Raw genomic sequence first — 24,631 nt, forward strand, 5'->3', positions numbered from 1 at the left:
GACTTGGCGGCTTGCCTGCACCGTCCGGGTTTCCGCGTGGCGGGCGCACAATCGCACCTTCCGCATTGCCGATCTTCAGACAATGACCCTCACAGAACTCAAATACATCGTCGCCGTTGCACGGGAGAAGCACTTCGGCCGCGCGGCGGACGCCTGCTACGTGTCGCAGCCGACCCTCTCGGTGGCGATCAAGAAGCTCGAGGACGAGCTGGAGGTCAAGCTCTTCGAACGCAGCGCGGGCGAGGTGTCGGTGACGCCGCTGGGCGAGGAGATCGTGCGCCAGGCCCAGAGCGTGCTGGAGCAGGCGGCGGCCATCAAGGAAATCGCCAAGCGCGGCAAGGATCCGCTGGCCGGCGTGCTCACGCTGGGCGTGATCTACACCATCGGCCCCTACCTGCTGCCCGAGCTGGTGCGGCACGCCATCGCCCGCACCCCGCAGATGCCGCTCATGCTGCAGGAGAACTTCACCGTGAAGCTGCTGGAGATGCTGCGCACCGGCGAGATCGACTGCGCCATCATGGCCGAGCCGTTCCCGGACACGGGCCTTGCCATGGCGCCGCTCTACGACGAACCGTTCCTGGCGGCGGTGCCCTCGTCCCACCCCCTCGCCGAGCGCAGAAGCATCTCGGCCGCCGAGCTCAAGAGCGAGACCATGCTGCTGCTGGGCGCCGGCCACTGCTTCCGCGACCACGTGCTCGAGGTCTGCCCCGAGTTCGCGCGCTACGCGAGCAACGCGGAAGGCATCCGCCGCACCTTCGAGGGATCGTCGCTCGAGACCATCAAGCACATGGTGTCGGCCGGCATGGGCGTCACGCTGGTGCCGCGCCTGTCCGTGCCGCGCGATGCGCTGCACACCGGCACCAAGCGCCGCAAGAGCGACGACACCCATATCCGCTACCTGCCCATCGAGGAAGCCGACGGCAGCCCGCCGCCCATGCGCCGCGTGGTCCTGGCCTGGCGCCGCAGTTTCACGCGCTACGAGGCGATCGCGGCGCTGCGCAACGCCGTGTACGCCTGCGAGCTGCCGGGCGTCACCCGCCTGTCCTGAGGAGCCCGGGCCTGCCCCGATGGCCCGCAGGGCGCCGGGGGCGGTGCGATTGCGATAAAGTTTCCTCCGATTCCCAGTCCATCCAACGAAGGAGCTCCTCCATGGCCAAAGCCTCCGGCAAGTCCGTCTCAACCCGGTCCCCCGCCAGCGCGCCGCGCATCAACATCGGCATCAGCGACAAGGACCGCGCCGCCATCGCGCAGGGCCTCTCGCGCCTGCTCGCCGACACCTACACGCTCTACCTGACCACGCACAACTTCCACTGGAACGTGACGGGTCCGATGTTCAACTCGCTGCACGCCATGTTCATGCAGCAGTACACCGAACTGTGGAATGCCGTCGATCCGGTGGCCGAGCGCATCCGTTCGCTGGGCCATCCCGCCCCGGGCTCCTATGCCGAGTTCGGCCGCCTGACGTCGCTGGCCGACGTGCCCGGCACGCCGCCCGCGGCGCTGGACATGGTGCGCATCCTGGTCGAAGGCCATGAAGCCGTGGCCCGTACCGCACGCGAACTCTTCCCCGTGGCCGACAAGGCCAGAGACGAGCCCACGGCCGACCTGCTCACCCAGCGCCTGACGGTGCACGAGCAGACCGCCTGGATGCTGCGCTCGCTGCTGGAGGACTGAGTCCTTCCCGCTCCAGCCACGCCCGCCCGCCGCGGGCGTTTTTCATTCCCGCCGCCCATGCAGAGCACCGCCCCGCACCGCCCCCCCCAGCCCTCGCGCCTGTCGCTGTACCTCGACCTGATCCGCTGGAGCCGGCCCGCCGGCTGGCTGCTGCTGCTCTGGCCCACGCTGTCGGCGCTGTGGGTCGCGGCCGGGGGCTTTCCGGGCTGGCACCTGCTGACCGTCTTCACCCTGGGCACCATCCTCATGCGCAGCGCGGGATGCTGCGTGAACGACGTCGCCGACCGCGACTTCGACCGGCACGTCAAGCGCACCGCGCAGCGCCCCGTCACCAGCGGCGCCGTGTCGGTGCGCGAGGCCCTGGCCGTGGGCGCCGTGCTCGCCCTCGCGGCCTTCCTGCTCGTGCTCACCACCAATGCGGCCACCATCGCGTGGTCGCTGCCTGCGCTGGCCGTGACCATCGCCTACCCGTTCGCCAAGCGCTTCGTTTCCATGCCCCAGGCCGTGCTCGGCGTGGCCTTCAGCATGGGTATCCCGATGGCCTTCACGGCCCTGGGCGGCAGCGTGACGCCGCTGGCCGCCTGGCTGGTGCTGGGCAACCTCTGCTGGGTGCTGGCCTACGACACCGAGTACGCCATGGTGGACCGCGACGACGACCTGAAGATCGGCATGAAGACTTCGGCGATCACCCTCGGGCGCCACGACGTGCCGGCCGTGATGGCCTTCTACCTGGCCTTCGTGGCCCTCTGGGCCTGGGCGCTGGCGCCCTTCGGCCTGGGTTGGCCCCTGCATGCCGCGCTGGCCGCCATGCTGCTCCAGGTGGCGTGGCACTGGCGCCTCATCCGGCACCGGACCCGCGAGGGATGCTTCCGCGCGTTCACCAGCAACCACTGGCTGGGCTTCACGCTGTTCGCGGGCGTCGTGGCGGGGTTCGCGCTGCGCTGAGCCGCCGCCGGAGCCGGCCCTTCGCGCTACGGCGCGGACGGCCCCTGCTGCACGTGCCGGCCGTTGAGTCGCAGCAGTTCACCGAAGGCCTCGGACATCAGGTAGGCGAACTCCACCGGCCGCTGCGCGCCGATGGCATCGCCATGCACCACATCCGTGGCCGGGTGGCACATCAGCAGCCCGCCGTCCGGCAGGTGCGGCAGCCACTTCGCCATGTGCGCTCCATAGGCCGCGGCATCGGGCGCATCGAAGCCATAGACCCCTCCGAAGCCGGGATTCGTCGCCAGCCCCGCGCGGCGCCAGTACCGCGTGGCCGTCCAGCCGCCCAGCATCGCGATGATGGATGCCTTCGGGTGGCGCCACAGCCCGGGAGCGGGAGCGGTGGACCGCACCCAGGGGCGTTCGTGGGCCGCATAGCGTGCCTGCAGCTCGGCCAGCAGCGTGTCGCGTGCGCGGGGCAACTGGTGCACGTGCTGGTGGCCGTCGACGAAGTCGGGCGGCGTGCCCGTCTCCCGCTCGAACGCATCGAACTGCGCGCGCCATGCGGCCCGCAGCGACGCGGCGGACAGCTGGCGCGCGTAGGCCCGCAGGATCACCTTCGCCAGGGGAAGGGCTCCTGCGTGCGCACCTCCGTGGCCTTCGGTCAGGTTGAAATGCAGGCCAACGGCCAGGCGCGGACGCAGGTGCGCGAGGCGGCGCGACGCAGCGGGCCATTGCGGTGCGGTGGTCATACAGCCGGTGGCGGAAAGGCGGCCAGCCAAGACGAGTTGCTCCACTGCTGCGTCCACCAGCGGATGCAGCGAATAATCATCCGCGCACAGGATGACGGCGCGCGTCACGGCCGCGGACCCGGGTAAGTCTTGAACGCCCAGAACTTGCTCATCAGGAACGTCCCCGTGGCCACCAGCAGCAGCACGCCCACCAGGCTCCAGGCGTAATGCCAGTCCAGGGCGTGCAGCGCCACGAAGTACAACAGTTCGTTGGCGGCAAAGGACAGGCTTGCGACCGCGAAGTATCGCGCCACCACCGCAGGGCCCTTTGCCCGGGCGCTGGAGAACGTCAGCAATGCGTGGCCGTTGTAGCTCACGGAAAAGGCCACCAGGAAGGCCAGCACGTTGGCGGCCAGCGGCGCCATGCCGGCGAGCGCCACCAAAGAGACAGCCACGGCCAGGTGCGTGGTGGCGGCGGCTCCGCCCACCAGGACGAACTGAAGCTCCTGCGGCAGGCGCCGCAACACGGACAGGACGGTATGGCGCGGCTGGTTCACGGCCACTCGCAGGTTCGCGGGCCGTGGTCTTCGCTGCGGACCGCCAGGTCGATCGGGTGCCACTTGGCTGCGTTGCGGCACCACCCGGTGATCCGGACGCCATCGGTCAGGCCGTGCTTCCTGCCGCAGTGGGGGGCGAGGATGTCGGAGGGGGAGGCCGTCATGTCAGCAATTCCGGTGTTCGGGGTTAGCGGGCACATGCGTCGGGCACGTAGGCGCGCCAATGCATGGTGAGCGGGGCTTCGGCGCCCCGGTATGGCCAGTGCACCTGCACCTGTCCCTGGTGCACGCGCATTCCGGGGGTGTCATCCAGTCGCTCGAGCAGTGCCGGCACGGGGGGCTGGTCGCCCAGGCCGATCCACAGTGTGCCATTCGACTGCAGGCGCTCCAGGGTGATCCAAGGAGAGAACCGGTCGTCCCCGGTGATGAAGACCGATGGCCGGTCGGGCAGCTGTGCCGCCACCAGGCCGGTCGCCCAGTAATCGCCCGAGACGGAATCCAGCGGGCAGCGCGAATGCGCCTCCCAAAGCGACCGCGCCTGCCGCGCCACTTCGGCCTGCGGCCAGTCCGTGCGTGCCGGGCGCTTGCGCCATTGCGCGCCATAGGCCAGGAACGCGCCGGTCAGCACGGAAACCAGCACCAGCCACACGGCCAGCCCGCGCAGCAGCCGCGGCCGCAGGGCCGGCAGCCAGGCCTCGGGCAGCCATGCCGCCACCAGCAGGCCGCTGTACACCCACATGGGAACGCCCCACATGTCGCGCAGCCGCAGCCCCATCACGATGCCCAGTGCGCAGGCCAGCAGGCACGGGCCCAGCGCCAGGACGAGCAGGTAGCCCGGCATGCGGGCCTGCAGCCGCCACCCGCCGGGCAAAGGTGCCGCCGTGCGCTGCGTGCGCGTGTTCCACAGCGCCGCCAGCACGATCAGGGCCATGGGCAGGTGGTTCAGCGCCTGCGTGGCCAGGAAAGACAGTGCATCCAGCCGGGCCGCGATGGGCCCGGCGCCCTCGACGGCGGCGCGGCCCTTGGCATAGGCCATGGGCAGCCAGCCGGACTCCCGCAGCCAGTGCAGGTGGGGAGCGAAGACCAGCAGCATCGCCGCCAGCGCGAGCCACGGCCCCGGGCCTGCCAGCACCCGGCGCGCGGGCGTCAGCAGCAGGTACAGCGCCAGCGCCATCAGCAGCAGGCCGACCGAATACTTGGTGAGCAGCCCCAGGCCCGCCACGATGCCCAGGAGCAGCCAGTGCCGCAGCCGGCCTTCCTGCAGCGCGACCAGCAGGCAGTAGCCCGCTGCCGCCCACAGCGGCATCTGCGCGATGTTGTGGTTGAACTCCAGCGCCGGCCGCGTGTAATAGGCCACCCCCATGGTCAGCAGCGTGCCCAGCAGGGCGCGCTCGCGCGAGACCAGGCGGCACCCGGTTATCCACACCAGCCACAGCGTGGCGGCGATGAAGAACTGGCTCAGCAGGAACGGCCCGGCCCGGCCGAACGCGCGGTAGGACAGCTCCAGCACCCAGGGGGACAGGGGCGGGTGCTTGTAGTAGCCCCACTCCCATTCCCGCCCCCAGGACAGGCTTTCCACCACGTCCAGCGGCAGGCTGTGACTCAGCAGGGGAGGCAGCAGCGACCAGGCGAGAACGTAGAGCGCCGCCAGCAGTGCGACGGCTCTGTAGGAAATGCTGGACGGTGCGGTGGTGGCGACGGACATGCAGGCGGGCGTTGCGGGCTCTGGTGGAAGGACCCGCGATTGTAAAAGTGGCAACGCCCTGCCGATACCACTGCCGGCCACGGCCCGCTCGCCGGGATCACCTGCCGAATTCGTCCCCCAGTTCCCGGGCGCGCGCCTGGGCAGCCTTCATCGCACGGATGAACCGGCCTGGCAGGTCCGCCTGCTCCATCGACTGGACGGCCGCGAAGGTGGTTCCGCCCTTGGAGGTGACGCGCTGGCGCAGCACCGCGGGCGACTCGTCCGAGCGGCGCGCCAGTTCCGACGCGCCCGTGAACGTGCCCACGGCCAGCTGGTGCGCCTGCTCGGGCGCGAGGCCCATTTCCACCCCCGCCTGCGCCATCGCCTCCAGGAACAGGAAGACATAGGCCGGGCCCGATCCCGACAGCGCGGTCACGGCGTCGAGCTGCGGTTCCTCGTCCACCCAGAGCAGCTCACCCGTGGACGACAGCACCTGCTGCACGGCCGCGCGCTGCGCAGGGCTCACCTGCGGGCGGGCATAGAGCGCCGTCATGCCGCGTCCGATCAGCGCGGGCGTGTTGGGCATGGCGCGCACCACGCATTCCGAGCCCAGCCAGGCGGCGATGCTGTCCGACCGGATCCCGGCAGCCACGCTGAGGTGCACCGCATTCGCCGTGCAGGGACGTGCCTGCCGCGCCGCCTCCTTGAATGTCTGGGGCTTGACCGCCCACACCACCACGCCGGCGCGCTCCAGGGCCGTCCCGGCCTCCGGCAGGGCTTCGATCCCGTGGTGCGCGCGCAGGGCGACCCGCGCTTCCTCCCAGGGCTCGACCACTTCGATGGCGGAGGCCGGCATGCCCTGCCGGATCAGCCCGCCGATGATGGCGCTGGCCATGTTGCCGCCACCGATGAAGGCGATCGCGGGCTGGTCGGATGCGGATGCGGGGGAGGGGGTGTCGGGCGTCATGCGTGCGAAAGGGCGGGGGGCCGGCGGGCGGCCCGAGGAAGATGGGAAGGCCCGCAGCGGAGCTCCGCCGCAGGCCGCGGCACCGGATGGTAGCGCTTCCTTCCGGTCAGTCCAGCGCAGCCTGCCGCACAGCGTGCTCCCAGCGCGCCATGCATTCCTGGGCGCGTGCGGCGCTCAGCGTGGGCAGGAACCGCCGCTCGGCGCGCCACAGCGCGGACAGTGCGTCCGTGCCCGCATAGACCCCGCTCGAGAGTCCCGCCAGGTAGGCGGCGCCCAGCGCCGTGGTCTCGATCACCGCCGGCCGCACCACGGGAATGCCCAGCAGGTCTGCCTGGAACTGCATCAGCAGGTCGTTCACGCAGGCGCCTCCGTCCACCCGCAACTCGCTCACGGGCGCGCCCCCGGCCGCCACCGCGTCGCGGCTCATCGCCTGCAGCAGCGCCGCGCTCTGGTAGGCGATGCTCTCCAGCGCCGCGCGCGCGATGTGGGCGATGGTCGTGCCGCGGGTGAGTCCGGTGATGGTGCCGCGCGCGTCCGGCTTCCAGTAGGGTGCGCCCAGGCCGGTGAAGGCGGGCACCATCATCACGCCGCCGGAGTCCGGGACGCTCTCGGCCAGCGACTGCACCTCGCTGCTGGTCGATATGGCGCGCAGCCCGTCGCGCAGCCATTGCACCACCGCGCCGCCGACGAACACGCTGCCCTCCATGGCGAAGGCCGGCTCCGGTGTTCCCTGGCCGGACCCGCCCCGCGGGGTGATCTGCGCCGCGCTGGTCGTCAGCAGCCCGTTGCGCGAGGTCTGGAAGCTGCTGCCCGTGTGCATCAGCATGAAGCAGCCCGTTCCGTAGGTGTTCTTGGCCATGCCGGCGGAAAAGCACGCCTGGCCGAACAGCGCGCTCTGCTGGTCGCCTGCCACCCCGCCGATCGGGATGGCGCCGCCCAGCAGTGCCGCGTCCGTGGCCCCGAAGTCGCTCGCCGAAGGCTGCACGCGCGGCAGCAGTTCGCGTGGAATTCGCAGCAGCGCCAGCAGGTCTTCGTCCCAGGTGTTGGAATGCACGTTGAACAGCATGGTGCGAGAGGCATTGCTCACGTCGGTCACGTGCACCTTGCCGCCCGTCAGTTGCCAGATGAGCCAGCTGTCCACCGTGCCGAAGGCGAGTTCGCCGGCCTCTGCCGCCGCGCGCGCGCCGGGCACGTGGTCCAGCAGCCAGCGCAGCTTGGTCGCCGAGAAATACGCGTCGATGCGCAGCCCCGTGCGCTCCTGGATCATCGGCTCGTGGCCCTGCTCGCGCAGCTCGGCGCACAGCGGCTCGGCACGCCGGTCCTGCCAGACGATGGCGTGGTGCACGGGCTGCCCGGTGCGGCGGTTCCACAGCACCGTGGTCTCGCGCTGGTTGGTGATGCCCAGCGCCCGCACGTCTGCGGGGCCGATCTTCGCTTGGGCGATTGCCTGCCGGGCCGTGGCCAGCTGCGTGCGCCAGATCTCCATCGGGTCGTGCTCCACCCAGCCGGGCTGCGGGTAGATCTGCGGGAGTTCCTGCTGTGCCTGCGCGACGATGTGCCCATGCTCGTCGAAAACGATGCTGCGCGAACTGGAGGTACCTTGGTCGAGGGCGAGCAGATAGGTCATGGCGTCCGGAGGGTATGCGGTGTTGTAAGAGTGGGAAGGGCGGCTTCACGCCGCCACGTCGAGTTCGACCCCGGCGTCGCGCAGCAGGGCAGGGAAGGGATCGGGCGGGGCCGCGTCCGTGAACATCCGGTCGATCTGCGCCAGCGTGGCCACCTGCACCATCGCGGGCCGGTCGAACTTGCTGTGGTCCGCGGCGAGCCATACCTCGCGGGCCTGGGCGATGATGGTCTGCGCCACTTTCACCTCGCGCAGGTCGAAGTCGCGCAGCGAACCGTCCGGCTCGATGCCCGAGATGCCGATCAGCGCGATGTCCACCTTGAACTGGCGGATGAAGTCCACCGCCGCCTCTCCCACGATGCCGCGGTCCCGCGCCCGCACCACGCCGCCGGCCACGATCACCTCGCACTGGGGGTTGCCCGCCAGGATCGCCGCCACGTTCAGGTTGTTGGTGATCACGCGCAGCCCCTGGTGGTGCAGCAGTGCCCGCGCGATCGCCTCGGTGGTGGTGCCGATGTTGAGGATCAGGGAGCAGTTGTGCGGCACGGCCTCGGCCACGGCCCGCGCGATGCGCGCCTTGCCCTCGGCATGCAGCGTTTCCCGCTGGGTATGCCCCAGGTTCTCCGTGGTGGAGCTCGGCACGCGCACCCCGCCGTGGAACCGCAGCAGCAATCCGCTGTCGGCCAGCCGCTGGATGTCGCGCCGGACGGTCTGCAGCGTCACGCCCAGCGTTTCCGCGAGCTGTTCGACGGTGGCCGTGCGGCGGGTGCGGACTTCTTCGAGAAGCAGGAGCTGTCGGGGGTTGGTGTTCACGCGAAAAAGGAGAGGGGGCTGTGCCGCAGAGCGTCGGTCGGATGGAGGCCTGACTTTAAAACGAACGAAAAGGAAAAAACCGAGGGTAAACCTGGAGGTAAACCGAATCAAAAAGAACAAAAATGAACGAAATCGAAACGTATCAGTGCGTTGAACGCGCGTTTCGGCAAAGAACACGCGGGCTGAAGCCCTGCGGCTCCATACAACACGAAAGGTGCGGGGATGCAGCTGGTACTCGAGCGCATCGGCAAGACGGTGGGTGCGCAAACCTGGCTCCGCGGCATGGACATGGCGCTCCAGCCCGGGGCCGTGACGGTGCTGCTAGGGGCCACGCAGGCCGGCAAGACCAGCCTCATGCGCATCATGGCCGGGCTGGATGCGCCTACCGAAGGGCGCGTGCTGGTGGACGGCGCGGACGTGACGGGCATGCCCGTGCGCGAGCGCAACGTGGCCATGGTCTACCAGCAGTTCATCAATTACCCCTCCATGACGGTGGCGGACAACATCGCCTCCCCGCTCAGGCTGCGCGGCGAGAAGAACGCCATGGAGCGCGTGCGGTCCCTGGCCGAGCGGCTGCACATCGACATGTTCCTGGACCGTCTCCCCGCCGAGCTTTCCGGCGGCCAGCAGCAGCGCGTGGCGCTGGCGCGGGCTCTGGCCAAGGGCGCGCCGCTCATGCTGCTCGACGAGCCCCTGGTCAACCTCGACTACAAGCTGCGCGAGGAACTGCGCGACGAGCTCAGCCAGCTCTTCGCCGCGGGCGATTCCACGGTCGTCTATGCCACCACCGAGCCTGGCGAGGCGCTGCTGCTGGGCGGGTACACGGCGGTGCTGCACGAAGGCGAACTGCTGCAGTACGGCCCCACCGCCGAGGTGTTCCATGCGCCGGCCTCCCTGCGGGTGGCCCGGGCCTTCAGCGACCCGCCCATGAACCTGCTGGCCGCCGAGGCCGTGGCGGGAGGCGTGCGCGTGGCAGGTCGCGACGTGCTGCCTCTCCCGGAACCGCTGCCCGCCGGCGCGGCCGGCGGCCTCACCGTCGGTGTGCGCGCCAGCGCCCTGCGCGTGACGCCCCGGCCCGGCGACATCGCGGTCGCCGGCACGGTGGAACTGGCGGAAATCGCCGGCTCCGACACCTTCGTGCATGCCCACACGCCCTGGGGCGAGATGGTCGCGCAATTCACCGGCGTGCACGACTTCGCGCTCGGCTCCGCCCTCACGCTGCACCTGCAGCCCGGCGACGCCTACGTATTCGGCGCCGGCGAAGAACTGCTGCGCGCCCCGGCGCGCAAAGGCCGCTGAGATGACGACACACACCCTGGCCTGCTCCGCGGGCACCGGACGCGCACGGCAGCGCCGGACTCCCGCCCTGCGGATGGCGCGCAGCACGACGGAAGACTGACATGGCCCGCATCCAACTTGAGCTCGCACACTCGTACAAGCCCGACCCGCAGCAGGACAGCGACTATGCACTGCTGCCCCTGACCATGGAGTTCCGCGACGGCGGCGCCTACGCGCTGCTGGGCCCCTCGGGCTGCGGCAAGACCACCATGCTCAACATCATGTCGGGCCTGCTCGTGCCATCGCACGGCCGCGTGCTGTTCGACGGCCGCGACGTCACGCGCGCCAGCCCGCAGGAGCGCAACATTGCCCAGGTGTTCCAGTTCCCGGTCATCTACGACACCATGACCGTGGCCCAGAACCTGGCCTTCCCGCTGAAGAACCGCAAGGTGCCCGAGGCGCAGATCCGCCAGCGCGTGGGCCAGATCGCCGAGATGCTGGAGATGAGCCACCAGCTGGACATGCGCGCGGCCGGCCTCTCGGCCGACCAGAAGCAGAAGATCTCCCTGGGCCGCGGCCTCGTGCGCCCGGATGTCTCGGCCGTGCTGTTCGACGAGCCGCTCACCGTGATCGACCCACACCTGAAGTGGCAGCTGCGGCGCAAGCTGAAACAGATCCACCACGAACTCAGGCTCACCCTCATCTACGTCACCCACGACCAGGTGGAAGCGCTCACCTTCGCCGAGGAAGTGGTGGTGATGACGCGCGGCCGCGCCGTGCAGGTGGGTTCCGCCGATGCGCTCTTCGAGCGGCCCGCGCACGTTTTCGTGGGCCACTTCATCGGGTCGCCCGGCATGAACTTCCTGCCCGCGCAACTGCAGGCCGGCAGCCTGCGCGTCGGCGGCCGGACCCTCCCGGGCCCGGCGCGCGAACTGCCCGAAGGTCCGCTGCAGCTCGGCGTGCGGCCGGAGTACCTGGCGATCGCCGCCGAAGGCACGCCGGGCGCACTGCCCTGCGTGGTGGACAAGGTCCAGGACATCGGCACCTACCAGCTCCTCACGGCGCGGCTGGACGGCCAGCCGCTCAAGGCCCGCGTGGCACCCACCGAGGCCCTGCCCGCGCCCGGAGGCACCGTATGGCTGCAGGTGGTGGGCCCGCACACCTGTTTCTACCGCGACGAGCAACTGCTGCCCTGAGAAGGAGCTGCCGCCATGAGCACAACCACCAAACCCGTGAACCAGAAGGCCTGGTTCCTCATCCTGCCCGTCATCCTCTGCGTGGCCTTCTCGGCCATCCTGCCGCTGATGACAGTGGTCAACTACTCGGTGCAGGACATCATCTCGCCCGAGCGGCGCGTGTTCGTGGGCACCGAGTGGTTCGCCCAGGTCATGCGCGACGAGGAGCTGCACGGCGCGCTACTGCGCCAGCTCGGCTTCTCCCTGTCGGTGCTGCTGGTCGAGATCCCGCTGGGCATCTGCCTGGCCCTGGCCATGCCCGCGCAGGGCTGGAAGTCGTCCGCCGTGCTGGTCACCGTCGCCCTCTCGCTGCTCATTCCCTGGAACGTCGTGGGCACCATCTGGCAGATCTACGGCCGCGCGGACATCGGCCTCATGGGCCGCACCCTGCAGCAGCTGGGCATCGACTACAGCTACACCGGCAGCGAGACCCAGGCCTGGCTCACCGTGCTGCTGATGGACGTCTGGCACTGGACACCCCTGGTGGCGCTGCTGGCCTTCGCCGGGCTGCGCTCCATCCCCGATGCCTACTACCAGGCCGCCCGCATCGACGGCGCCAGCAAGTTCGCCGTCTTCCGCTACATCCAACTGCCCAAGATGCGCGGCGTGCTCATGATCGCCGTGCTGCTGCGCTTCATGGACAGCTTCATGATCTACACCGAGCCCTTCGTGCTCACGGGCGGCGGGCCGGGCAACGCCACCACCTTCCTCAGCCAGTACCTCACCACCAAGGCTGTGGGCCAGTTCGACCTGGGGCCGGCCGCCGCCTTCTCGCTCATCTACTTCTTCATCATCCTGCTGCTGTGCTTCATCCTCTACAACTGGATGCAGCGTGTGGGCACCCAGCAGCCCGAGGTGGAGCACTGATGCGACAGCCGCCATCTGATCACGACGCCGATGCCGATCCACGAGAGAAGGAATAGCCGCCATGACTGAGCGCCGCTTCCGCAAACGCACCATCTTCCTGCTGGCCTACCTGGTCTTCGCCCTGCTGCCCATCTACTGGATGGTCAACATGAGCTTCAAGACCAACGCCGAGATACTCTCCACGTTCACGTTCTGGCCCCAGCACTTCACCTGGGACAACTACAGGACCATCTTCACCGACGAGTCCTGGTACTCGGGCTACATCAACAGCCTGATCTACGTGGCGATGAACACGGTGATCTCGCTGGCCGTGGCGCTGCCGGCGGCCTACGCCTTCAGCCGCTACCAGTTCATGGGCGACAAGCACGTCTTCTTCTGGCTGCTGACCAACCGCATGACGCCGCCGGCCGTGTTCCTGCTGCCCTTCTTCCAGCTCTACACCACCGTGGGCCTCATGGACACGCACATCGCCGTGGCGCTGGCGCACCTGCTGTTCAACGTGCCGCTGGCCGTGTGGATCCTGGAGGGCTTCATGAGCGGCATCCCGCGCGAGATCGACGAGACCGCCTACATCGACGGCTACAGCTTCCCGCGCTTCTTCTTCACCATCTTCCTGCCGCTCATCAAGGCCGGCGTGGGCGTGGCCGCGTTCTTCTGCTTCATGTTCAGCTGGGTGGAGCTGCTGCTGGCGCGAACGCTCACCAGCGTGAACGCCAAGCCCATCGTGGCGACCATGACGCGCACGGTGAGCGCCTCGGGCATGGACTGGGCCACGCTCGCCGCTGCCGGCGTGCTCACCATCGTGCCGGGGGCCATCGTGATCTGGTTCGTGCGCCACTACATCGCGAAGGGATTCGCGATGGGACGCGTCTGAAAGGAATAAGCCATGTTCGATTGGATGGCGTGGACCACCCCGGTGGCCGTGTTCTTCGTTGGCATCGTGCTCATGCTCGCCGGGATGGCCGTGTGGGAGGTCAAGTCCCCCACCACCTTGCGCAAGGGCTTCCTGCCCATCGCCACCACGCGCGGCGACCGGCTCTTCATCGGCCTGCTCTCGGCCGCCTACATCAACCTCATCTTCGTGGGCCTGGGCGCCAGGTTCGCCGAATGGTTCAAGCTGGAGCAGGAGCCTTCCGTCTGGATCAGCTTCGTGCTGTCGATGCTGGTCCTCGCGCTGATCCTGCGCAAAGGCTGATTTTTTCCGCGGACGCGCAGCCCCCCGCTCCCCGGGGCCGCCGGCCGGTTGCAACGGCAGCAGGGGACACCCACCTAACAAGGAGACAGTCATGAAGATGCGTTTGACCGCCCTGGCGTTCGCCGCCACGGCCCTGGTGATCGGGCAGGCCGCATGGGCCGGCGAGGCGGAGGCCAAGAAGTGGATCGACAGCGAATTCCAGCCTTCGACGCTCAGCAAGGACCAGCAGATGGCCGAGATGAAGTGGTTCATCGACGCCGCCAAGAAGCTGCAGGCCAAAGGCGTGAAGGACATCTCGGTCGTCTCCGAAACCCTCACCACGCATGAATACGAGTCCAAGACGCTGGCCAAGGCCTTCGAGGAGATCACCGGCATCAAGGTCAAGCACGACCTGATCCAGGAAGGCGATGTGGTCGAGAAGCTGCAGACCTCCATGCAGTCCGGCAAGTCCATCTACGACGGCTGGATCTCCGACTCCGACCTGATCGGCACGCACTACCGCTACGGCAAGATCATGTCGCTCACCGACTACATGGCCAAGGCGGGCAAGGAGTGGACCAACCCCGGCATCGACATCAAGGACTTCATCGGCACGAGCTTCACCACCGCGCCCGACGGCCAGATGTACCAACTGCCCGACCAGCAGTTCGCCAACCTCTACTGGTTCCGCGCCGACCTGTTCGAGCGCAAGGACCTGAAGGACAAGTTCAAGGCCAAGTACGGCTATGAGCTGGGCGTGCCGCAGAACTGGAGCGCCTACGAAGACATCGCAGAGTTCTTCAGCAGCGACGTCAAGCAGATCGACGGCAAGCCCATCTACGGCCATATGGACTACGGCAAGAAGGATCCGTCGCTGGGCTGGCGCTTCACCGATGCCTGGCTCTCCATGGCCGGTGCCGCCGACAAGGGCATCCCCAACGGCATGCCCGTCGATGAATGGGGCATCCGCGTGGCCGACGACAAGTGCACGCCGGTCGGCGCATCCGTCTCGCGCGGCGGCGCCACCAACTCGCCTGCGGCCGTCTATGCACTGACCAAGTACATCGACTGGATGAAGAAGTACGCGCCCAAGGAAGCCATGGGCATGACCTTCGGCGAATCCGGCCCCGTGCCCGCGCAGGGCCAAATCGCCCAGCAGATCTTCTGGTACACCGCCTTTACCGCCGACATGGTCAAGCCCGGCCTGCCCGTGGTGAATGCCGACGGCACGCCGAAGTGGCGCATGGCCCCCGGCCCCAACGGTCCGTACTGGAAGGACGGCATGCAGAACGGCTACCAGGACGTGGGCAGCTGGACCTTCTTCAAGGACCACGACGCCAACCGCACGGCCGCCGCCTGGCTCTACGCGCAGTTCGTCACCGCCAAGACCACGTCCCTCAAGAAGACCCTGGTGGGCCTGACGCCGATCCGCGAGTCCGACATCCGTTCCAAGGCCATGACCGACGCGGCGCCCAAGCTGGGCGGCCTGGTGGAGTTCTACCGCAGCCCGGCGCGTGTCGCCTGGACCCCCACCGGCAACAACGTGCCCGACTACCCCAAGCTCGCGCAGCTCTGGTGGAAGAACGTGGCCCAGGCCGTCACGGGCGAGAAGACCCCGCAGGGTGCCATGGACAACCTCGCCGAGGAAATGGACCAGGTGATGGCCCGCCTGCAGCGCGCCGGCATGGCCCACTGCGCGCCCAAGCTCAACCCCAAGGGTGACCCCGCCAAGTGGCTGAGCGACGAGCACGCCCCCTGGAAGAAGCTGGCCAACGAAAAGCCGAAGGGTGAAACCATCGCCTACGACCGCCTGCTGCAGGCCTGGAAGGACGGCAAGGTGCGCTGACGACCGGCGGCGGCCCGGGCGCGGGCCGCCACTTTCTTTCTCCGGTCTCCCGCCCGGCCCTGTCCCCGGGGTCGCGCGGGAGACCTGCCTTTGCGGGGTGGCATCAGGGTAAACCCTGAAACTCACCCCGGTTGAATGGACAATCCATCCCATGACCTCCCCGAACACGCCCCAGCCCACCGTGCGCGCCCAGCTCCTGGCGCGGCTTGCCGAACCCCGGCAGTACGACCTGGCGGTCATCGGGGGGGGCGCCACGGGGCTCGGCGTGGCGCTCGACGCTGCCGCGCGCGGCTTCAGCGTCGTGCTCGTGGAATCCCATGACTTCGCCAAGGGCACCTCGTCGCGCGCCACCAAGCTGGTGCATGGCGGCGTGCGCTACCTGGCCCAGGGCAACATCTCCCTGGTGCGCGAGGCGCTCCACGAGCGCACGACCCTGCTGGGCAATGCGCCCCACCTGGCCCAGCCCCTGCCGTTCGTCATGCCTTCCTACCACCTGTGGGAGACGCCGTTCTACGGAGTGGGCCTGAAGGCCTACGACCTGCTGGCGGGCCGCGCCGGCCTGGGCGCCACCGAATTCCTCGGCCGCGAGGGCACCCTGCGCCTGCTGCCCACCGTGCGGCGCGAAGGGCTGCGGGGCGGCGTCAAGTATTGGGACGGCCAGTTCGACGACGCCCGGCTGGCGCTGGCGCTGGCGCGCACGGCCGCGCTCCGCGGCGCGCTGCTGGTCAACTATTGCCCCGCCCGCGAACTCATCCATGAAAACGGCAAGGTGGCGGGCCTGCTCTGCGAGGACGTGGAAACCGGCACCCGCTACACCGTGCGTGCGCGCTGCGTGGTCAACGCGACCGGTGTGTGGGTGGACGGGCTGCTGCGCCAGGACGCCGAAGCACTCGGCCGCCCGGTCACGCCCATCGTGGCCCCCAGCCAGGGCGTGCACGTCGTCGTGGACCGGGAGTTCCTGCCCTCCGACCATGCCATGATGGTCCCGAAGACGGCCGACGGCCGCGTCCTGTTCGCCGTGCCCTGGCTCGGGAAGGTCATCCTCGGAACCACCGACAGCCCCCGGCAGGACCTCGAACGCGAACCCCTGCCTTTCCGGGAAGAGGCCGATTTCATCCTGAGCGAGTCGGCCCGCTACCTCACCCGCGCGCCTTCCGCGGCGGATGTGCGCAGCATCTGGGTGGGCCTTCGCCCGCTCGTCCGGCCGCCGGACGACGAGGGCGGCAGCACCAAGGGCATCAGCCGCGAGCACACCGTGCTGGCCAGCCCCAGCGGACTGGTCACCGTGACCGGCGGGAAATGGACCACTTACCGTGCCATGGCGGAGGATGTGTTGCAAAAATGCTTCGATGCCGGCCTGCTTGCGGCCCGCGCCGGCGGCGTCACCCAGCACCTGCCGGTGGTGGGCGCACCCGAGGGAGCCGTCCGACACGGCATGGACGAGGCCCAGGGGCCGCATTCCTACGGATCCGAGGCCCCGTTCCTGGAGAATCTCCCCGGTGCCCAGCGCTGGCTGGCGCCGGGATTGTCCGAGGCGATGGTCCGCTTCGCCGCACGCCATGAATATGCCCGCACGGTCGAGGACATGCTGTCGCGCCGCTGCCGGATGCTGTTCCTCGACGCCGCCCGCGCCCTCGGGATCGCATCGGACGTGGCCGCCATCCTCCAGGAAGAGCTCGGCAGGGACCCCGCGCTCGCAGACTTCGAGGCCCTGGCGGCGCAGTACCTCTCCGTGCCGCGCTAACTGCTTGACACGCCTTTGGTTTTTTGAAAGAATCGAGGGCTTCGCGTTTCTCTACGCGGATTTCTGCCCAGCGGGAAGCGGCGCAAATGGTTTGCACCGCGGACGACGGGCCCAAGACTGACTGGCTGATAAGCAGCCCTGCGAGGTTTCCAGGGCTGTCGATCTTCTGGTGCAAGTTGGGAATATTCACATGATCCAGACAGAAACTCGGTTAGACGTTGCCGACAACACCGGCGCGAAGTCCGTCCTGTGCATCAAGGTGCTGGGTGGCTCCAAGCGTCGCTATGCCAGCGTGGGCGACATCATCAAGGTGAGCATCAAGGAAGCCGCTCCGCGTGGCCGCGTCAAAAAGGGCGAGGTTTACAGCGCAGTGGTGGTCCGCACTGCCAAGGGCATCCGTCGCGGCGACGGTTCGCTCGTCAAATTCGACGGCAACGCAGCAGTGTTGCTGAATGCAAAGCTGGAGCCCATCGGCACCCGCATCTTCGGCCCCGTGACGCGTGAACTGCGTAACGAGCGCTTCATGAAGATCGTGTCCCTGGCTCCCGAAGTTCTCTGAGGACGCGCCATGAACAAGATTCGCAAGGGCGACGAAGTGATCGTGCTTACCGGGCGCGACAAGGGCAAGCGCGGCACTGTGTCGCTGCGCAAGGATGACTCCCATCTGGTCATCGACGGCATCAACCTGGTCAAGAAGCACGTGAAGCCGAACCCCATGAAGGGTACGACCGGCGGCATCGTGGAAAAGGCCATGCCCATCCACCAGTCCAACGTGGCCATTTTCAACGCTGCCACGGGCAAGGCCGATCGCGTGGGCATCAAGGTGCAGGCGGATGGTTCGCGCGTTCGCGTGTTCAAGTCCAGCGGCGCTGAAATCAAGGCGGCCTAAGGAGTCAACATGGCACGACTGCAACAACACTACCGCGAAAAGATCGTTCCCGAACTCACCAAGCAGTTCGGCTACACCTCGCCGATGGAGGTCCCGCGCCTCACGAAGATCACCCTGAACATGGGTGTGAGCGAAGCGGTGTCCGACAAGAAGGTCATGGACAACGCCGTGGCCGACCTGACGAAGATCGCCGGCCAGAAGCCCGTCGTGACGAAGGCCAAGAAGGCCATCGCCGGCTTCAAGATCCGCGAAGGCCAGGCCATCGGCTGCATGGTCACGCTGCGCGGCGTCCAGATGTACGAATTCCTGGACCGTTTCGTGACCGTGGCACTGCCCCGCGTCCGTGACTTCCGTGGTATCTCCGGCCGCGCCTTCGACGGCCGCGGCAACTACAACATCGGCGTCAAAGAGCAGATCATCTTCCCCGAAATCGAATACGACAAGGTGGATGCCCTGCGCGGCCTGAACATCAGCATCACCACGACGGCCAAGTCGGACGAAGAGGCCAAGGCCCTTCTCGCCGGTTTCCGTTTCCCCTTCAAGAACTAAAGGCAGCGTATGGCTAAAGTAGCTTTGATCCAGCGCGAACTGAAGCGCGAAAAACTGGCAGCCAAGTACGCCGCGAAGTATGCGGAACTGAAGGCCATCGCCGGCGACGCCAAGCGCAGCGACGAGGAGCGTGAAGCCGCCCGCCTCGGCCTGCAGAAGCTTCCCCGCAACGCCAACCCGACGCGCCAGCGCAACCGCTGCGAAATCACGGGCCGTCCCCGTGGCACGTTCCGTCAATTCGGTCTGGCACGCGCCAAGATCCGTGAACTGGCGTTTGCCGGTGACATCCCGGGTGTCACCAAGGCCAGCTGGTAAGCAGGCAGGAGAGAACCAACATGAGCATGAGTGATCCCATCGCCGACTTGCTGACCCGCATCCGCAATGCGCAAATGGTGTCCAAGGCCACCGTTTCCGTGCCTTCTTCCAAAGTGAAGATCGCCATCGCGCAGGTGCTGAAGGACGAGGGTTACATCGACGGCTTCGAAGTGAAGTCCGAAGGCAACAAGTCCGAACTCGAAATTTCCCTGAAGTACTACGCCGGCCGTCCGGTGATCGAGCGCATCGAGCGCGTAAGCCGTCCCGGCCTGCGCGTGTACAAGGGTCGCGACTCCATCCCCCAGGTCATGAACGGCCTGGGCGTTGCCATCGTCACCACGCCCAAGGGCGTGATGACGGATCGCAAGGCACGTGCCACCGGCGTCGGCGGCGAAGTGCTTTGCTACGTCGCTTAACGTGGCATCGAGGAGAAACTGAAATGTCCCGCGTAGGAAAAATGCCGGTGGCCATCCCCAATGGGGTCGATGTGTCCATCACGGAACAACAGATCAGCGTGAAGGGCTCGGGCGGTACGCTGTCCGTGGCGCAGAATCGCCTGGTCAAGATTGCCAACAAGGAAGGCAAGCTCAGCTTCGAGCCTGTCAACGATTCCCGCGAAGCCAATGCCATGAGCGGCACCATCCGCCAGCTCGTGAACAACATGGTGGTGGGCGTCAGCAAGGGCTTCGAGAAGAAGCTGAACCTGATCGGCGTGGGCTACAAGGCCCAGGCTTCGGGCGCCAAGCTGAACCTGGCCGTCGGCTACTCGCACCCCGTGAACTTCGACATGCCCGCCGGCATCACGGTGGCCACGCCGACCCCCACGGAAATCGTGATCAAGGGCGCTGACCGCCAACGCGTCGGCCAGCTGGCTGCCGAAATCCGTGCCGTTCGTCCTCCCGAGCCCTACAAGGGCAAGGGCATCCGTTATTCGGATGAAAAGGTCACGATCAAAGAGACCAAGAAGAAGTAAGGAGCTGCAGCATGTTGACCAAGAAAGAGCAGCGTCTTCGTCGTTCGCGCCAGACCCGTATCCGCATTGCACAGCAAGGCGTGGTCCGTCTGACGGTGAACCGCACGAACCTCCACATCTACGCCAGCGTCATCTCCGAAGACGGCAGCCGCGTGCTTGCCAGCGCATCCACGGCGGAAGCCGAAGTGCGCAAGGAGCTGGGCGGTTCGGGCAAGGGTGGCAATGCCGCCGCGGCCCAGATGATCGGCAAGCGCATCGCTGAAAAGGCGAAGGCTGCCGGCATCGAGAAAGTCGCATTCGATCGCGCTGGATTCGCATATCACGGCCGCGTGAAGGCCCTCGCAGAAGCCGCGCGTGAAGCCGGTCTGCAGTTCTAAGCGGAGCGAATAGAAAATGGCTAAGTTTCAACCCAAAGTGCAGACCGAAGGACAAGACGACGGGATGCGCGAGAAGATGATCGCGGTCAACCGCGTGACCAAAGTCGTGAAGGGCGGCCGTATCCTCGGCTTCGCTGCACTGACGGTGGTCGGCGACGGTGATGGCCGCGTGGGCATGGGCAAGGGCAAGTCCAAGGAAGTGCCTGCTGCCGTGCAAAAGGCGATGGAAGAATGCCGTCGCAACCTGGTGAAGGTTTCGCTCAAGAACGGCTCCATTCACCACTCGGTGAAGGGTCACCACGGTGCCGCGTCGGTCGAACTGCATCCGGCTCCCAAGGGTACCGGCATCATCGCCGGCGGCCCGATGCGTGCCGTGTTCGAAGTGGTGGGTATCACCGACATCGTGGCCAAGAGCCATGGTTCGTCGAACCCCTACAACATGGTCCGCGCCACGTTCGACGCGCTGGTGAACTCCACGACCCCCTCGGAAGTGGCTGCCAAGCGCGGCAAGTCGGTCGAAGACATCTTCGCCTGAACGGAGCTCTGCAAATGACTACGCAACAAACCGTCAAGATTCAACTGGTGCGCAGCCCCATCGGCACCAAGGAATCGCACCGCGCCACCGTCCGTGGCCTGGGCCTGCGCAAGCTGAACAGCATCAGCGAGCTCAAGGACAGCCCCGAAGTGCGCGGCATGATCAACAAGATCAGCTATCTGGTCAAGGTCCTCTGAGAGGTTGATGATGGAACTCAATAGCATCAAGCCCGCAGAAGGCGCGAAGCATGCCAAGCGCCGTGTAGGCCGTGGCATCGGCTCCGGCCTGGGCAAGACCGCAGGCCGCGGCCACAAGGGCCAGAAGTCGCGTTCGGGTGGCTACCACAAGGTGGGCTTCGAAGGCGGCCAGATGCCCCTGCAGCGCCGTCTGCCCAAGCGCGGCTTCAAGTCGCACCTGCTGAAGTTCAACGCCGAAGTGACCCTGGGCACGCTCGAGCAGCTCGGCCTGGCCGAAGTCGACCTCGCAGCGCTCAAGAGCGCCGGCGTGGTGGGCCAGCTGGCCAAGGTGGTCAAGGTCATCAAGAGCGGTGAGCTCACCAAGGCCGTGAAGCTGAACGGCATCGGTGCCACGGCGGGCGCGAAGGCGGCCATCGAGGCAGCCGGCGGCAGCCTGGCCTGAACGGTACCCTGAAGAAGGAACGCATTCGTGGCTACCAGCGCAGCGTCGATTGCAAAGACCGGTAAATTCGGCGACCTGCGTCGCCGGCTGGTTTTCCTGCTGCTGGCCCTGATCGTCTATCGCATCGGGGCGCACATCCCGGTGCCGGGCATCGATCCGGCCCAGCTGCAGCAGCTGTTCAGTGGCCAGCATGGCGGTATCCTGAACCTGTTCAACATGTTCTCGGGCGGGGCCCTGTCCCGCTTCACGGTGTTCGCACTGGGGATCATGCCGTACATCTCGGCATCGATCATCATGCAGTTGATGACCTATGTCCTTCCCACCTTCGAGCAATTGAAGAAGGAAGGCGAGGCCGGACGCCGCAAGATCACCCAGTACACGCGCTACGGAACGCTGGGCCTGGCCATTTTCCAGTCGCTCGGCATCGCCGTGGCGCTGGAGAGCTCCGCCGGCCTCGTGCTGAGTCCGGGCTTCGGCTTCCGCCTCACCGCGGTGGTCAGCCTGACGGCCGGCACCATGTTCCTCATGTGGCTTGGCGAGCAGATCACCGAGCGTGGCCTGGGCAACGGCATCTCGATCCTGATCTTCTCCGGCATCGCGGCCGGCCTGCCGAGTTCCATCGGTGGCCTGCTGGAGCTGGTGCGCACGGGTGCGATGAGCATCCTGGCGGCGATCTTCATCGTGCTGCTGGTGGCGGCGGTGACCTACTTCGTGGTGTTCGTCGAACGCGGGCAGCGCAAGATCCTCGTGAACTATGCGCGCCGCCAGGTGGGCAACAAGGTCTACGGGGGCCAGTCGTCGCACCTGCCGCTCAAGCTGAACATGGCTGGCGTGATTCCGCCGATCTTCGCGTCGTCGATCATCCTGCTGCCTGCCACGATCGTGAACTGGTTCAGTGCTGGCGAATCGATGCGCTGGCTGCGTGACATCTCCGGTGCGCTGACTCCTGGCCAGCCCGTCTACGTGATGTTCTATGCGGCAGCCATCGTGTTCTTCTGCTTCTTCTACACGGCGCTGGTGTTCAACAGCCGCGAGACGGCAGACAACCTGAAGAAGAGCGGTGCCTTCATTCCCGGGATCCGTCCCGGCGAGCAGACGGCACGCTATATCGACAAGATCCTGGTGCGGCTGACGCTGGCCGGCGCGGTGTACATCACTTTCGTCTGCCTGCTGCCGGAGTTCCTGATCTTGAAGTACAACGTGCCGTTCTATTTCGGCGGCACGTCCCTGCTGATCATCGTGGTCGTCACCATGGACTTCATGGCCCAGGTGCAGAACTACATGATGTCCCAGCAGTACGAGTCGTTGCTCAAGAAGGCCAACTTCAAGGCAACACCAGGCACCTGAGGTCTGGCGAACTGGAAGCGTATCCGCTACAATCGCGGGTTCGCCTCCAGCATATGACGGTTAATGATGCCCATCGATCCATCGCGGGCACGCAAATGTGTTCCGCGCGTGGCCGGAACGAATGGACTAGTTTTAGGAGAGTGAAATGAGAGTTTCGGCTTCGGTCAAGAAAATCTGCCGCAACTGCAAGATCATCCGCCGCAAGGGTGTCGTGCGGGTCATCTGCACCGACATGCGCCACAAGCAGCGCCAAGGTTGATTGAAAGTTTAGAGGACGCAAATGGCACGTATCGCTGGCATCAACATTCCGCCGCATCAGCATGCTGAAATCGGCCTGACGGCTATCTTCGGCATCGGACGCACGCGCGCTCGCAAGATCTGCGAAGCCTGCGGCATCGCCTACTCCAAAAAGATCAAGGATCTGACGGACGGTGATCTCGAAAAAATCCGCGACCAGATCGCACAGTTCACCATCGAGGGTGATCTGCGCCGCGAAACCACGATGAACATCAAGCGCCTGATGGACATCGGCTGCTACCGTGGTTTCCGCCATCGCCGTGGTCTGCCGATGCGTGGTCAGCGCACCCGCACGAACGCCCGCACCCGCAAGGGTCCGCGCAAGGGTGCCGCAGCGCTCAAGAAATAAGCAGATTGAAAGATCCACATGGCAAAGTCTCCCGCCAATAACGCAGCGCAGCGTGTGCGCAAGAAGGTTCGCAAGAACGTTTCCGACGGCATCGCGCACGTGCACGCTTCGTTCAACAACACGATCATCACGATCACGGACCGCCAGGGCAACGCCCTGTCCTGGGCCTCTTCGGGTGGCCAGGGCTTCAAGGGTTCGCGCAAGTCGACGCCCTTCGCAGCCCAGGTGGCTTCCGAAGTGGCCGGTCGCGCCGCGATCGAGCAAGGCATCAAGAACCTCGACGTCGAGATCAAGGGCCCCGGCCCGGGTCGCGAGTCGTCGGTGCGCGCACTGGGCGCCCTGGGCATCCGCATCACGTCCATCTCCGACGTGACGCCGGTCCCCCACAACGGCTGCCGTCCGCAAAAGCGCCGTCGTATCTGATTTTTTTTGCGTAAGCCCACCGCCACCCGGGCGCATGCCGCAAGGCATGGTGCGGGTGGCTCCCGCGTTTTTTGGCGCGGCAGATGACATTTCAAGGAAGCTCAAGTGGCACGTTATCTCGGCCCCAAGGCCAAACTCTCCCGCCGTGAAGGCACCGACCTGTTCCTGAAGAGCGCACGCCGCTCCATCGCGGACAAGGCCAAGTTCGACTCCAAGCCCGGCCAGCACGGCCGCACCTCCGGCGCCCGCACCTCCGACTTCGGTCTGCAGCTGCGCGAGAAGCAGAAGGTCAAGCGCATGTACGGCGTGCTGGAAAAGCAGTTCCGCCGCTACTTCGAAGCCGCTGACCGCCGCAAGGGCAACACCGGTGCCAACCTGCTGTCGCTGCTCGAGTCCCGCCTGGACAACGTGGTGTACCGCATGGGCTTCGGCTCCACCCGCGCCGAAGCGCGCCAACTGGTGTCCCACAAGGCCATCACGGTGAACGGCCAGTCCGTGAACATCGCGTCCTACCTCGTGAAGCCCGGCGATGTCGTGGCCGTGCGCGAGAAGTCCAAGAAGCAGACCCGCATCGCGGAAGCCCTGCAGCTGGCACAGCAGGTCGGCATGCCTGCCTGGGTGGAAGTCAACGCCGACAAGGCCGAAGGGATCTTCAAGAAGGCTCCCGACCGCGATGAGTTCGGTGCAGACATCAACGAATCCCTGATCGTTGAGTTGTACTCGCGCTAATCCACAGCGTTCATCGATCGCAATTGTTTCCCGCACCGCGAGGCATCGCGGTGCGGGTGCTTCGCCAGCCTTACCGGTGTAACGAGCTGGG

General features: G+C 66.8%; 32 protein-coding genes. 25 read left to right on the forward strand and 7 right to left on the reverse strand.

The features are described from left to right. Positions 1 to 82: 82 nt before the first annotated feature. The 3 genes from BLR05_RS08325 to ubiA all read left to right on the forward strand — a co-directional run bounded on the left by BLR05_RS08325 (position 83) and on the right by ubiA (position 2,619). Positions 83 to 1,048 carry a LysR substrate-binding domain-containing protein gene (locus BLR05_RS08325; protein WP_092833635.1) on the forward strand — a complete coding sequence of 322 codons (966 nt, stop codon included), beginning with the start codon at positions 83 to 85 and terminating at the stop codon, positions 1,046 to 1,048. Between the two features lie 101 nt (positions 1,049 to 1,149). Beyond that, a complete protein-coding gene (locus BLR05_RS08330; protein ID WP_092833637.1) occupies positions 1,150 to 1,674 on the forward strand; it encodes a Dps family protein in 525 nt (174 codons plus the stop codon). Positions 1,675 to 1,731: 57 nt separating this feature from the next. After that, entirely contained in the window at positions 1,732 to 2,619 is an 888-nt protein-coding gene (gene ubiA / locus BLR05_RS08335) for a 4-hydroxybenzoate octaprenyltransferase (protein WP_092833639.1), read from the forward strand. 26 nt (positions 2,620 to 2,645) lie between these two features. On the opposite strand, the gene BLR05_RS08340 is transcribed toward ubiA, so the two are convergent. From BLR05_RS08340 to BLR05_RS08365, 7 genes are all read right to left on the reverse strand, one after another. Beyond that, positions 2,646 to 3,458: a ChbG/HpnK family deacetylase gene (locus BLR05_RS08340; protein ID WP_092833641.1), complete on the reverse strand. Its 813-nt coding sequence runs from the start codon at positions 3,456 to 3,458 to the stop codon at positions 2,646 to 2,648. After that, positions 3,455 to 3,886, reverse strand: coding sequence for a GtrA family protein (locus tag BLR05_RS08345; protein ID WP_092833807.1), 432 nt, complete (start codon positions 3,884 to 3,886; stop codon positions 3,455 to 3,457). The genes BLR05_RS08340 and BLR05_RS08345 overlap by 4 nt, the downstream gene beginning before the upstream one ends. After that, on the reverse strand, positions 3,883 to 4,050 hold the full coding sequence (locus BLR05_RS26500; protein ID WP_167361220.1) for a hypothetical protein: 168 nt from the start codon (positions 4,048 to 4,050) through the stop codon (positions 3,883 to 3,885). Before BLR05_RS26500 ends, BLR05_RS08345 begins: the two co-directional genes overlap by 4 nt. Before the next feature lie 23 nt (positions 4,051 to 4,073). Further along, on the reverse strand, positions 4,074 to 5,591 hold the full coding sequence (locus BLR05_RS08350; RefSeq protein ID WP_092833660.1) for a glycosyltransferase family 39 protein: 1,518 nt from the start codon (positions 5,589 to 5,591) through the stop codon (positions 4,074 to 4,076). Between the two features lie 97 nt (positions 5,592 to 5,688). Continuing rightward, positions 5,689 to 6,537 carry a pyrroline-5-carboxylate reductase gene (proC, locus tag BLR05_RS08355; protein WP_092833662.1) on the reverse strand — a complete coding sequence of 283 codons (849 nt, stop codon included), beginning with the start codon at positions 6,535 to 6,537 and terminating at the stop codon, positions 5,689 to 5,691. A 106-nt stretch (positions 6,538 to 6,643) separates the two neighbouring features. Beyond that, positions 6,644 to 8,164: a glycerol kinase GlpK gene (glpK, locus tag BLR05_RS08360; RefSeq protein ID WP_092833664.1), complete on the reverse strand. Its 1,521-nt coding sequence runs from the start codon at positions 8,162 to 8,164 to the stop codon at positions 6,644 to 6,646. Between the two features lie 45 nt (positions 8,165 to 8,209). Beyond that, complete coding sequence (locus BLR05_RS08365; RefSeq protein WP_013593062.1) at positions 8,210 to 8,974, reverse strand: DeoR/GlpR family DNA-binding transcription regulator; 765 nt, start codon at positions 8,972 to 8,974, stop codon at positions 8,210 to 8,212. Positions 8,975 to 9,196: 222 nt separating this feature from the next. Between BLR05_RS08365 and BLR05_RS08370 the strand changes: the two genes are divergently transcribed. The 22 genes from BLR05_RS08370 (at position 9,197) to rpsD (ending at position 24,540) form a co-directional block, all read left to right on the forward strand. Continuing rightward, entirely contained in the window at positions 9,197 to 10,273 is a 1,077-nt protein-coding gene (locus BLR05_RS08370; RefSeq protein WP_092833666.1) for an ABC transporter ATP-binding protein, read from the forward strand. A 101-nt stretch (positions 10,274 to 10,374) separates the two neighbouring features. Further along, complete coding sequence (locus BLR05_RS08375; protein WP_092833668.1) at positions 10,375 to 11,448, forward strand: ABC transporter ATP-binding protein; 1,074 nt, start codon at positions 10,375 to 10,377, stop codon at positions 11,446 to 11,448. Positions 11,449 to 11,463: 15 nt separating this feature from the next. Next, positions 11,464 to 12,354, forward strand: coding sequence for a carbohydrate ABC transporter permease (locus BLR05_RS08380; protein ID WP_092833670.1), 891 nt, complete (start codon positions 11,464 to 11,466; stop codon positions 12,352 to 12,354). A gap of 61 nt (positions 12,355 to 12,415) precedes the next feature. Then, complete coding sequence (locus BLR05_RS08385; RefSeq protein ID WP_092833672.1) at positions 12,416 to 13,228, forward strand: carbohydrate ABC transporter permease; 813 nt, start codon at positions 12,416 to 12,418, stop codon at positions 13,226 to 13,228. A gap of 12 nt (positions 13,229 to 13,240) precedes the next feature. Continuing rightward, positions 13,241 to 13,549 carry a DUF2160 domain-containing protein gene (locus BLR05_RS08390; protein WP_092833674.1) on the forward strand — a complete coding sequence of 103 codons (309 nt, stop codon included), beginning with the start codon at positions 13,241 to 13,243 and terminating at the stop codon, positions 13,547 to 13,549. Between the two features lie 91 nt (positions 13,550 to 13,640). Further along, entirely contained in the window at positions 13,641 to 15,374 is a 1,734-nt protein-coding gene (locus tag BLR05_RS08395) for an ABC transporter substrate-binding protein (RefSeq protein WP_092833676.1), read from the forward strand. A 151-nt stretch (positions 15,375 to 15,525) separates the two neighbouring features. Then, on the forward strand, positions 15,526 to 17,118 hold the full coding sequence (locus BLR05_RS08400; protein ID WP_092833678.1) for a glycerol-3-phosphate dehydrogenase/oxidase: 1,593 nt from the start codon (positions 15,526 to 15,528) through the stop codon (positions 17,116 to 17,118). 190 nt (positions 17,119 to 17,308) lie between these two features. After that, positions 17,309 to 17,677 (forward strand): 50S ribosomal protein L14, encoded by a 369-nt coding sequence (gene rplN, locus BLR05_RS08405; RefSeq protein WP_092833680.1) that lies wholly within the window; start codon positions 17,309 to 17,311, stop codon positions 17,675 to 17,677. A gap of 9 nt (positions 17,678 to 17,686) precedes the next feature. After that, positions 17,687 to 18,007 carry a 50S ribosomal protein L24 gene (rplX, locus tag BLR05_RS08410; protein WP_013593071.1) on the forward strand — a complete coding sequence of 107 codons (321 nt, stop codon included), beginning with the start codon at positions 17,687 to 17,689 and terminating at the stop codon, positions 18,005 to 18,007. 9 nt (positions 18,008 to 18,016) lie between these two features. Next, positions 18,017 to 18,556: a 50S ribosomal protein L5 gene (gene rplE / locus BLR05_RS08415; protein ID WP_011793788.1), complete on the forward strand. Its 540-nt coding sequence runs from the start codon at positions 18,017 to 18,019 to the stop codon at positions 18,554 to 18,556. Between the two features lie 9 nt (positions 18,557 to 18,565). Then, a complete protein-coding gene (gene rpsN / locus BLR05_RS08420; protein ID WP_013593072.1) occupies positions 18,566 to 18,871 on the forward strand; it encodes a 30S ribosomal protein S14 in 306 nt (101 codons plus the stop codon). A gap of 20 nt (positions 18,872 to 18,891) precedes the next feature. Then, positions 18,892 to 19,287 carry a 30S ribosomal protein S8 gene (gene rpsH / locus BLR05_RS08425; RefSeq protein ID WP_011793790.1) on the forward strand — a complete coding sequence of 132 codons (396 nt, stop codon included), beginning with the start codon at positions 18,892 to 18,894 and terminating at the stop codon, positions 19,285 to 19,287. Between the two features lie 23 nt (positions 19,288 to 19,310). Continuing rightward, entirely contained in the window at positions 19,311 to 19,844 is a 534-nt protein-coding gene (gene rplF, locus BLR05_RS08430; RefSeq protein WP_092833682.1) for a 50S ribosomal protein L6, read from the forward strand. A gap of 11 nt (positions 19,845 to 19,855) precedes the next feature. Next, positions 19,856 to 20,221: a 50S ribosomal protein L18 gene (rplR, locus tag BLR05_RS08435; RefSeq protein WP_011793792.1), complete on the forward strand. Its 366-nt coding sequence runs from the start codon at positions 19,856 to 19,858 to the stop codon at positions 20,219 to 20,221. Between the two features lie 16 nt (positions 20,222 to 20,237). After that, positions 20,238 to 20,756, forward strand: a complete 519-nt coding sequence (rpsE, locus tag BLR05_RS08440; RefSeq protein WP_092833684.1) for a 30S ribosomal protein S5 — start codon at positions 20,238 to 20,240, stop codon at positions 20,754 to 20,756. Positions 20,757 to 20,770: 14 nt separating this feature from the next. Further along, positions 20,771 to 20,953, forward strand: coding sequence for a 50S ribosomal protein L30 (gene rpmD / locus BLR05_RS08445; protein ID WP_013593076.1), 183 nt, complete (start codon positions 20,771 to 20,773; stop codon positions 20,951 to 20,953). 10 nt (positions 20,954 to 20,963) lie between these two features. Beyond that, on the forward strand, positions 20,964 to 21,395 hold the full coding sequence (gene rplO / locus BLR05_RS08450; protein WP_013593077.1) for a 50S ribosomal protein L15: 432 nt from the start codon (positions 20,964 to 20,966) through the stop codon (positions 21,393 to 21,395). A gap of 27 nt (positions 21,396 to 21,422) precedes the next feature. Further along, a complete protein-coding gene (gene secY, locus BLR05_RS08455) occupies positions 21,423 to 22,742 on the forward strand; it encodes a preprotein translocase subunit SecY (protein WP_019699980.1) in 1,320 nt (439 codons plus the stop codon). Positions 22,743 to 22,887: 145 nt separating this feature from the next. After that, entirely contained in the window at positions 22,888 to 23,001 is a 114-nt protein-coding gene (gene rpmJ / locus BLR05_RS08460) for a 50S ribosomal protein L36 (RefSeq protein WP_011793797.1), read from the forward strand. Positions 23,002 to 23,022: 21 nt separating this feature from the next. Then, positions 23,023 to 23,388 carry a 30S ribosomal protein S13 gene (gene rpsM, locus BLR05_RS08465; protein ID WP_011793798.1) on the forward strand — a complete coding sequence of 122 codons (366 nt, stop codon included), beginning with the start codon at positions 23,023 to 23,025 and terminating at the stop codon, positions 23,386 to 23,388. 18 nt (positions 23,389 to 23,406) lie between these two features. Continuing rightward, positions 23,407 to 23,811 carry a 30S ribosomal protein S11 gene (gene rpsK, locus BLR05_RS08470; protein WP_011793799.1) on the forward strand — a complete coding sequence of 135 codons (405 nt, stop codon included), beginning with the start codon at positions 23,407 to 23,409 and terminating at the stop codon, positions 23,809 to 23,811. Between the two features lie 105 nt (positions 23,812 to 23,916). Next, entirely contained in the window at positions 23,917 to 24,540 is a 624-nt protein-coding gene (rpsD, locus tag BLR05_RS08475) for a 30S ribosomal protein S4 (protein ID WP_019699981.1), read from the forward strand. The last annotated feature ends 91 nt before the right edge of the window (positions 24,541 to 24,631 follow it).

This window comes from Paracidovorax cattleyae (genome assembly GCF_900104515.1).
GTDB lineage: Bacteria > Pseudomonadota > Gammaproteobacteria > Burkholderiales > Burkholderiaceae_C > Paracidovorax > Paracidovorax cattleyae.

Excerpts from the sequence above, each read along its gene's own strand:
- rpsN (WP_013593072.1), top strand. The coding sequence starts at position 18,566 with ATGGCTAAAGTAGCTTTGATCCAGCGCGAACTGAAGCGCGAAAAACTG.
- rplX (WP_013593071.1), top strand. The coding sequence starts at position 17,687 with ATGAACAAGATTCGCAAGGGCGACGAAGTGATCGTGCTTACCGGGCGC.
- proC (WP_092833662.1), bottom strand. The coding sequence starts at position 6,537 with ATGACGCCCGACACCCCCTCCCCCGCATCCGCATCCGACCAGCCCGCG.
- rpmJ (WP_011793797.1), top strand. The coding sequence starts at position 22,888 with ATGAGAGTTTCGGCTTCGGTCAAGAAAATCTGCCGCAACTGCAAGATC.
- BLR05_RS08370 (WP_092833666.1), top strand. The coding sequence starts at position 9,197 with ATGCAGCTGGTACTCGAGCGCATCGGCAAGACGGTGGGTGCGCAAACC.
- rplN (WP_092833680.1), top strand. The coding sequence starts at position 17,309 with ATGATCCAGACAGAAACTCGGTTAGACGTTGCCGACAACACCGGCGCG.
- rpsK (WP_011793799.1), top strand. The coding sequence starts at position 23,407 with ATGGCAAAGTCTCCCGCCAATAACGCAGCGCAGCGTGTGCGCAAGAAG.
- rplR (WP_011793792.1), top strand. The coding sequence starts at position 19,856 with ATGTTGACCAAGAAAGAGCAGCGTCTTCGTCGTTCGCGCCAGACCCGT.
- rplO (WP_013593077.1), top strand. The coding sequence starts at position 20,964 with ATGGAACTCAATAGCATCAAGCCCGCAGAAGGCGCGAAGCATGCCAAG.
- ubiA (WP_092833639.1), top strand. The coding sequence starts at position 1,732 with ATGCAGAGCACCGCCCCGCACCGCCCCCCCCAGCCCTCGCGCCTGTCG.
- BLR05_RS26500 (WP_167361220.1), bottom strand. The coding sequence starts at position 4,050 with ATGACGGCCTCCCCCTCCGACATCCTCGCCCCCCACTGCGGCAGGAAG.
- BLR05_RS08390 (WP_092833674.1), top strand. The coding sequence starts at position 13,241 with ATGTTCGATTGGATGGCGTGGACCACCCCGGTGGCCGTGTTCTTCGTT.
- rpmD (WP_013593076.1), top strand. The coding sequence starts at position 20,771 with ATGACTACGCAACAAACCGTCAAGATTCAACTGGTGCGCAGCCCCATC.
- BLR05_RS08325 (WP_092833635.1), top strand. The coding sequence starts at position 83 with ATGACCCTCACAGAACTCAAATACATCGTCGCCGTTGCACGGGAGAAG.
- rplE (WP_011793788.1), top strand. The coding sequence starts at position 18,017 with ATGGCACGACTGCAACAACACTACCGCGAAAAGATCGTTCCCGAACTC.
- glpK (WP_092833664.1), bottom strand. The coding sequence starts at position 8,164 with ATGACCTATCTGCTCGCCCTCGACCAAGGTACCTCCAGTTCGCGCAGC.
- BLR05_RS08350 (WP_092833660.1), bottom strand. The coding sequence starts at position 5,591 with ATGTCCGTCGCCACCACCGCACCGTCCAGCATTTCCTACAGAGCCGTC.
- rpsH (WP_011793790.1), top strand. The coding sequence starts at position 18,892 with ATGAGCATGAGTGATCCCATCGCCGACTTGCTGACCCGCATCCGCAAT.
- rpsM (WP_011793798.1), top strand. The coding sequence starts at position 23,023 with ATGGCACGTATCGCTGGCATCAACATTCCGCCGCATCAGCATGCTGAA.
- BLR05_RS08330 (WP_092833637.1), top strand. The coding sequence starts at position 1,150 with ATGGCCAAAGCCTCCGGCAAGTCCGTCTCAACCCGGTCCCCCGCCAGC.
- rplF (WP_092833682.1), top strand. The coding sequence starts at position 19,311 with ATGTCCCGCGTAGGAAAAATGCCGGTGGCCATCCCCAATGGGGTCGAT.
- BLR05_RS08400 (WP_092833678.1), top strand. The coding sequence starts at position 15,526 with ATGACCTCCCCGAACACGCCCCAGCCCACCGTGCGCGCCCAGCTCCTG.
- BLR05_RS08375 (WP_092833668.1), top strand. The coding sequence starts at position 10,375 with ATGGCCCGCATCCAACTTGAGCTCGCACACTCGTACAAGCCCGACCCG.
- BLR05_RS08395 (WP_092833676.1), top strand. The coding sequence starts at position 13,641 with ATGAAGATGCGTTTGACCGCCCTGGCGTTCGCCGCCACGGCCCTGGTG.
- BLR05_RS08385 (WP_092833672.1), top strand. The coding sequence starts at position 12,416 with ATGACTGAGCGCCGCTTCCGCAAACGCACCATCTTCCTGCTGGCCTAC.
- BLR05_RS08380 (WP_092833670.1), top strand. The coding sequence starts at position 11,464 with ATGAGCACAACCACCAAACCCGTGAACCAGAAGGCCTGGTTCCTCATC.
- rpsE (WP_092833684.1), top strand. The coding sequence starts at position 20,238 with ATGGCTAAGTTTCAACCCAAAGTGCAGACCGAAGGACAAGACGACGGG.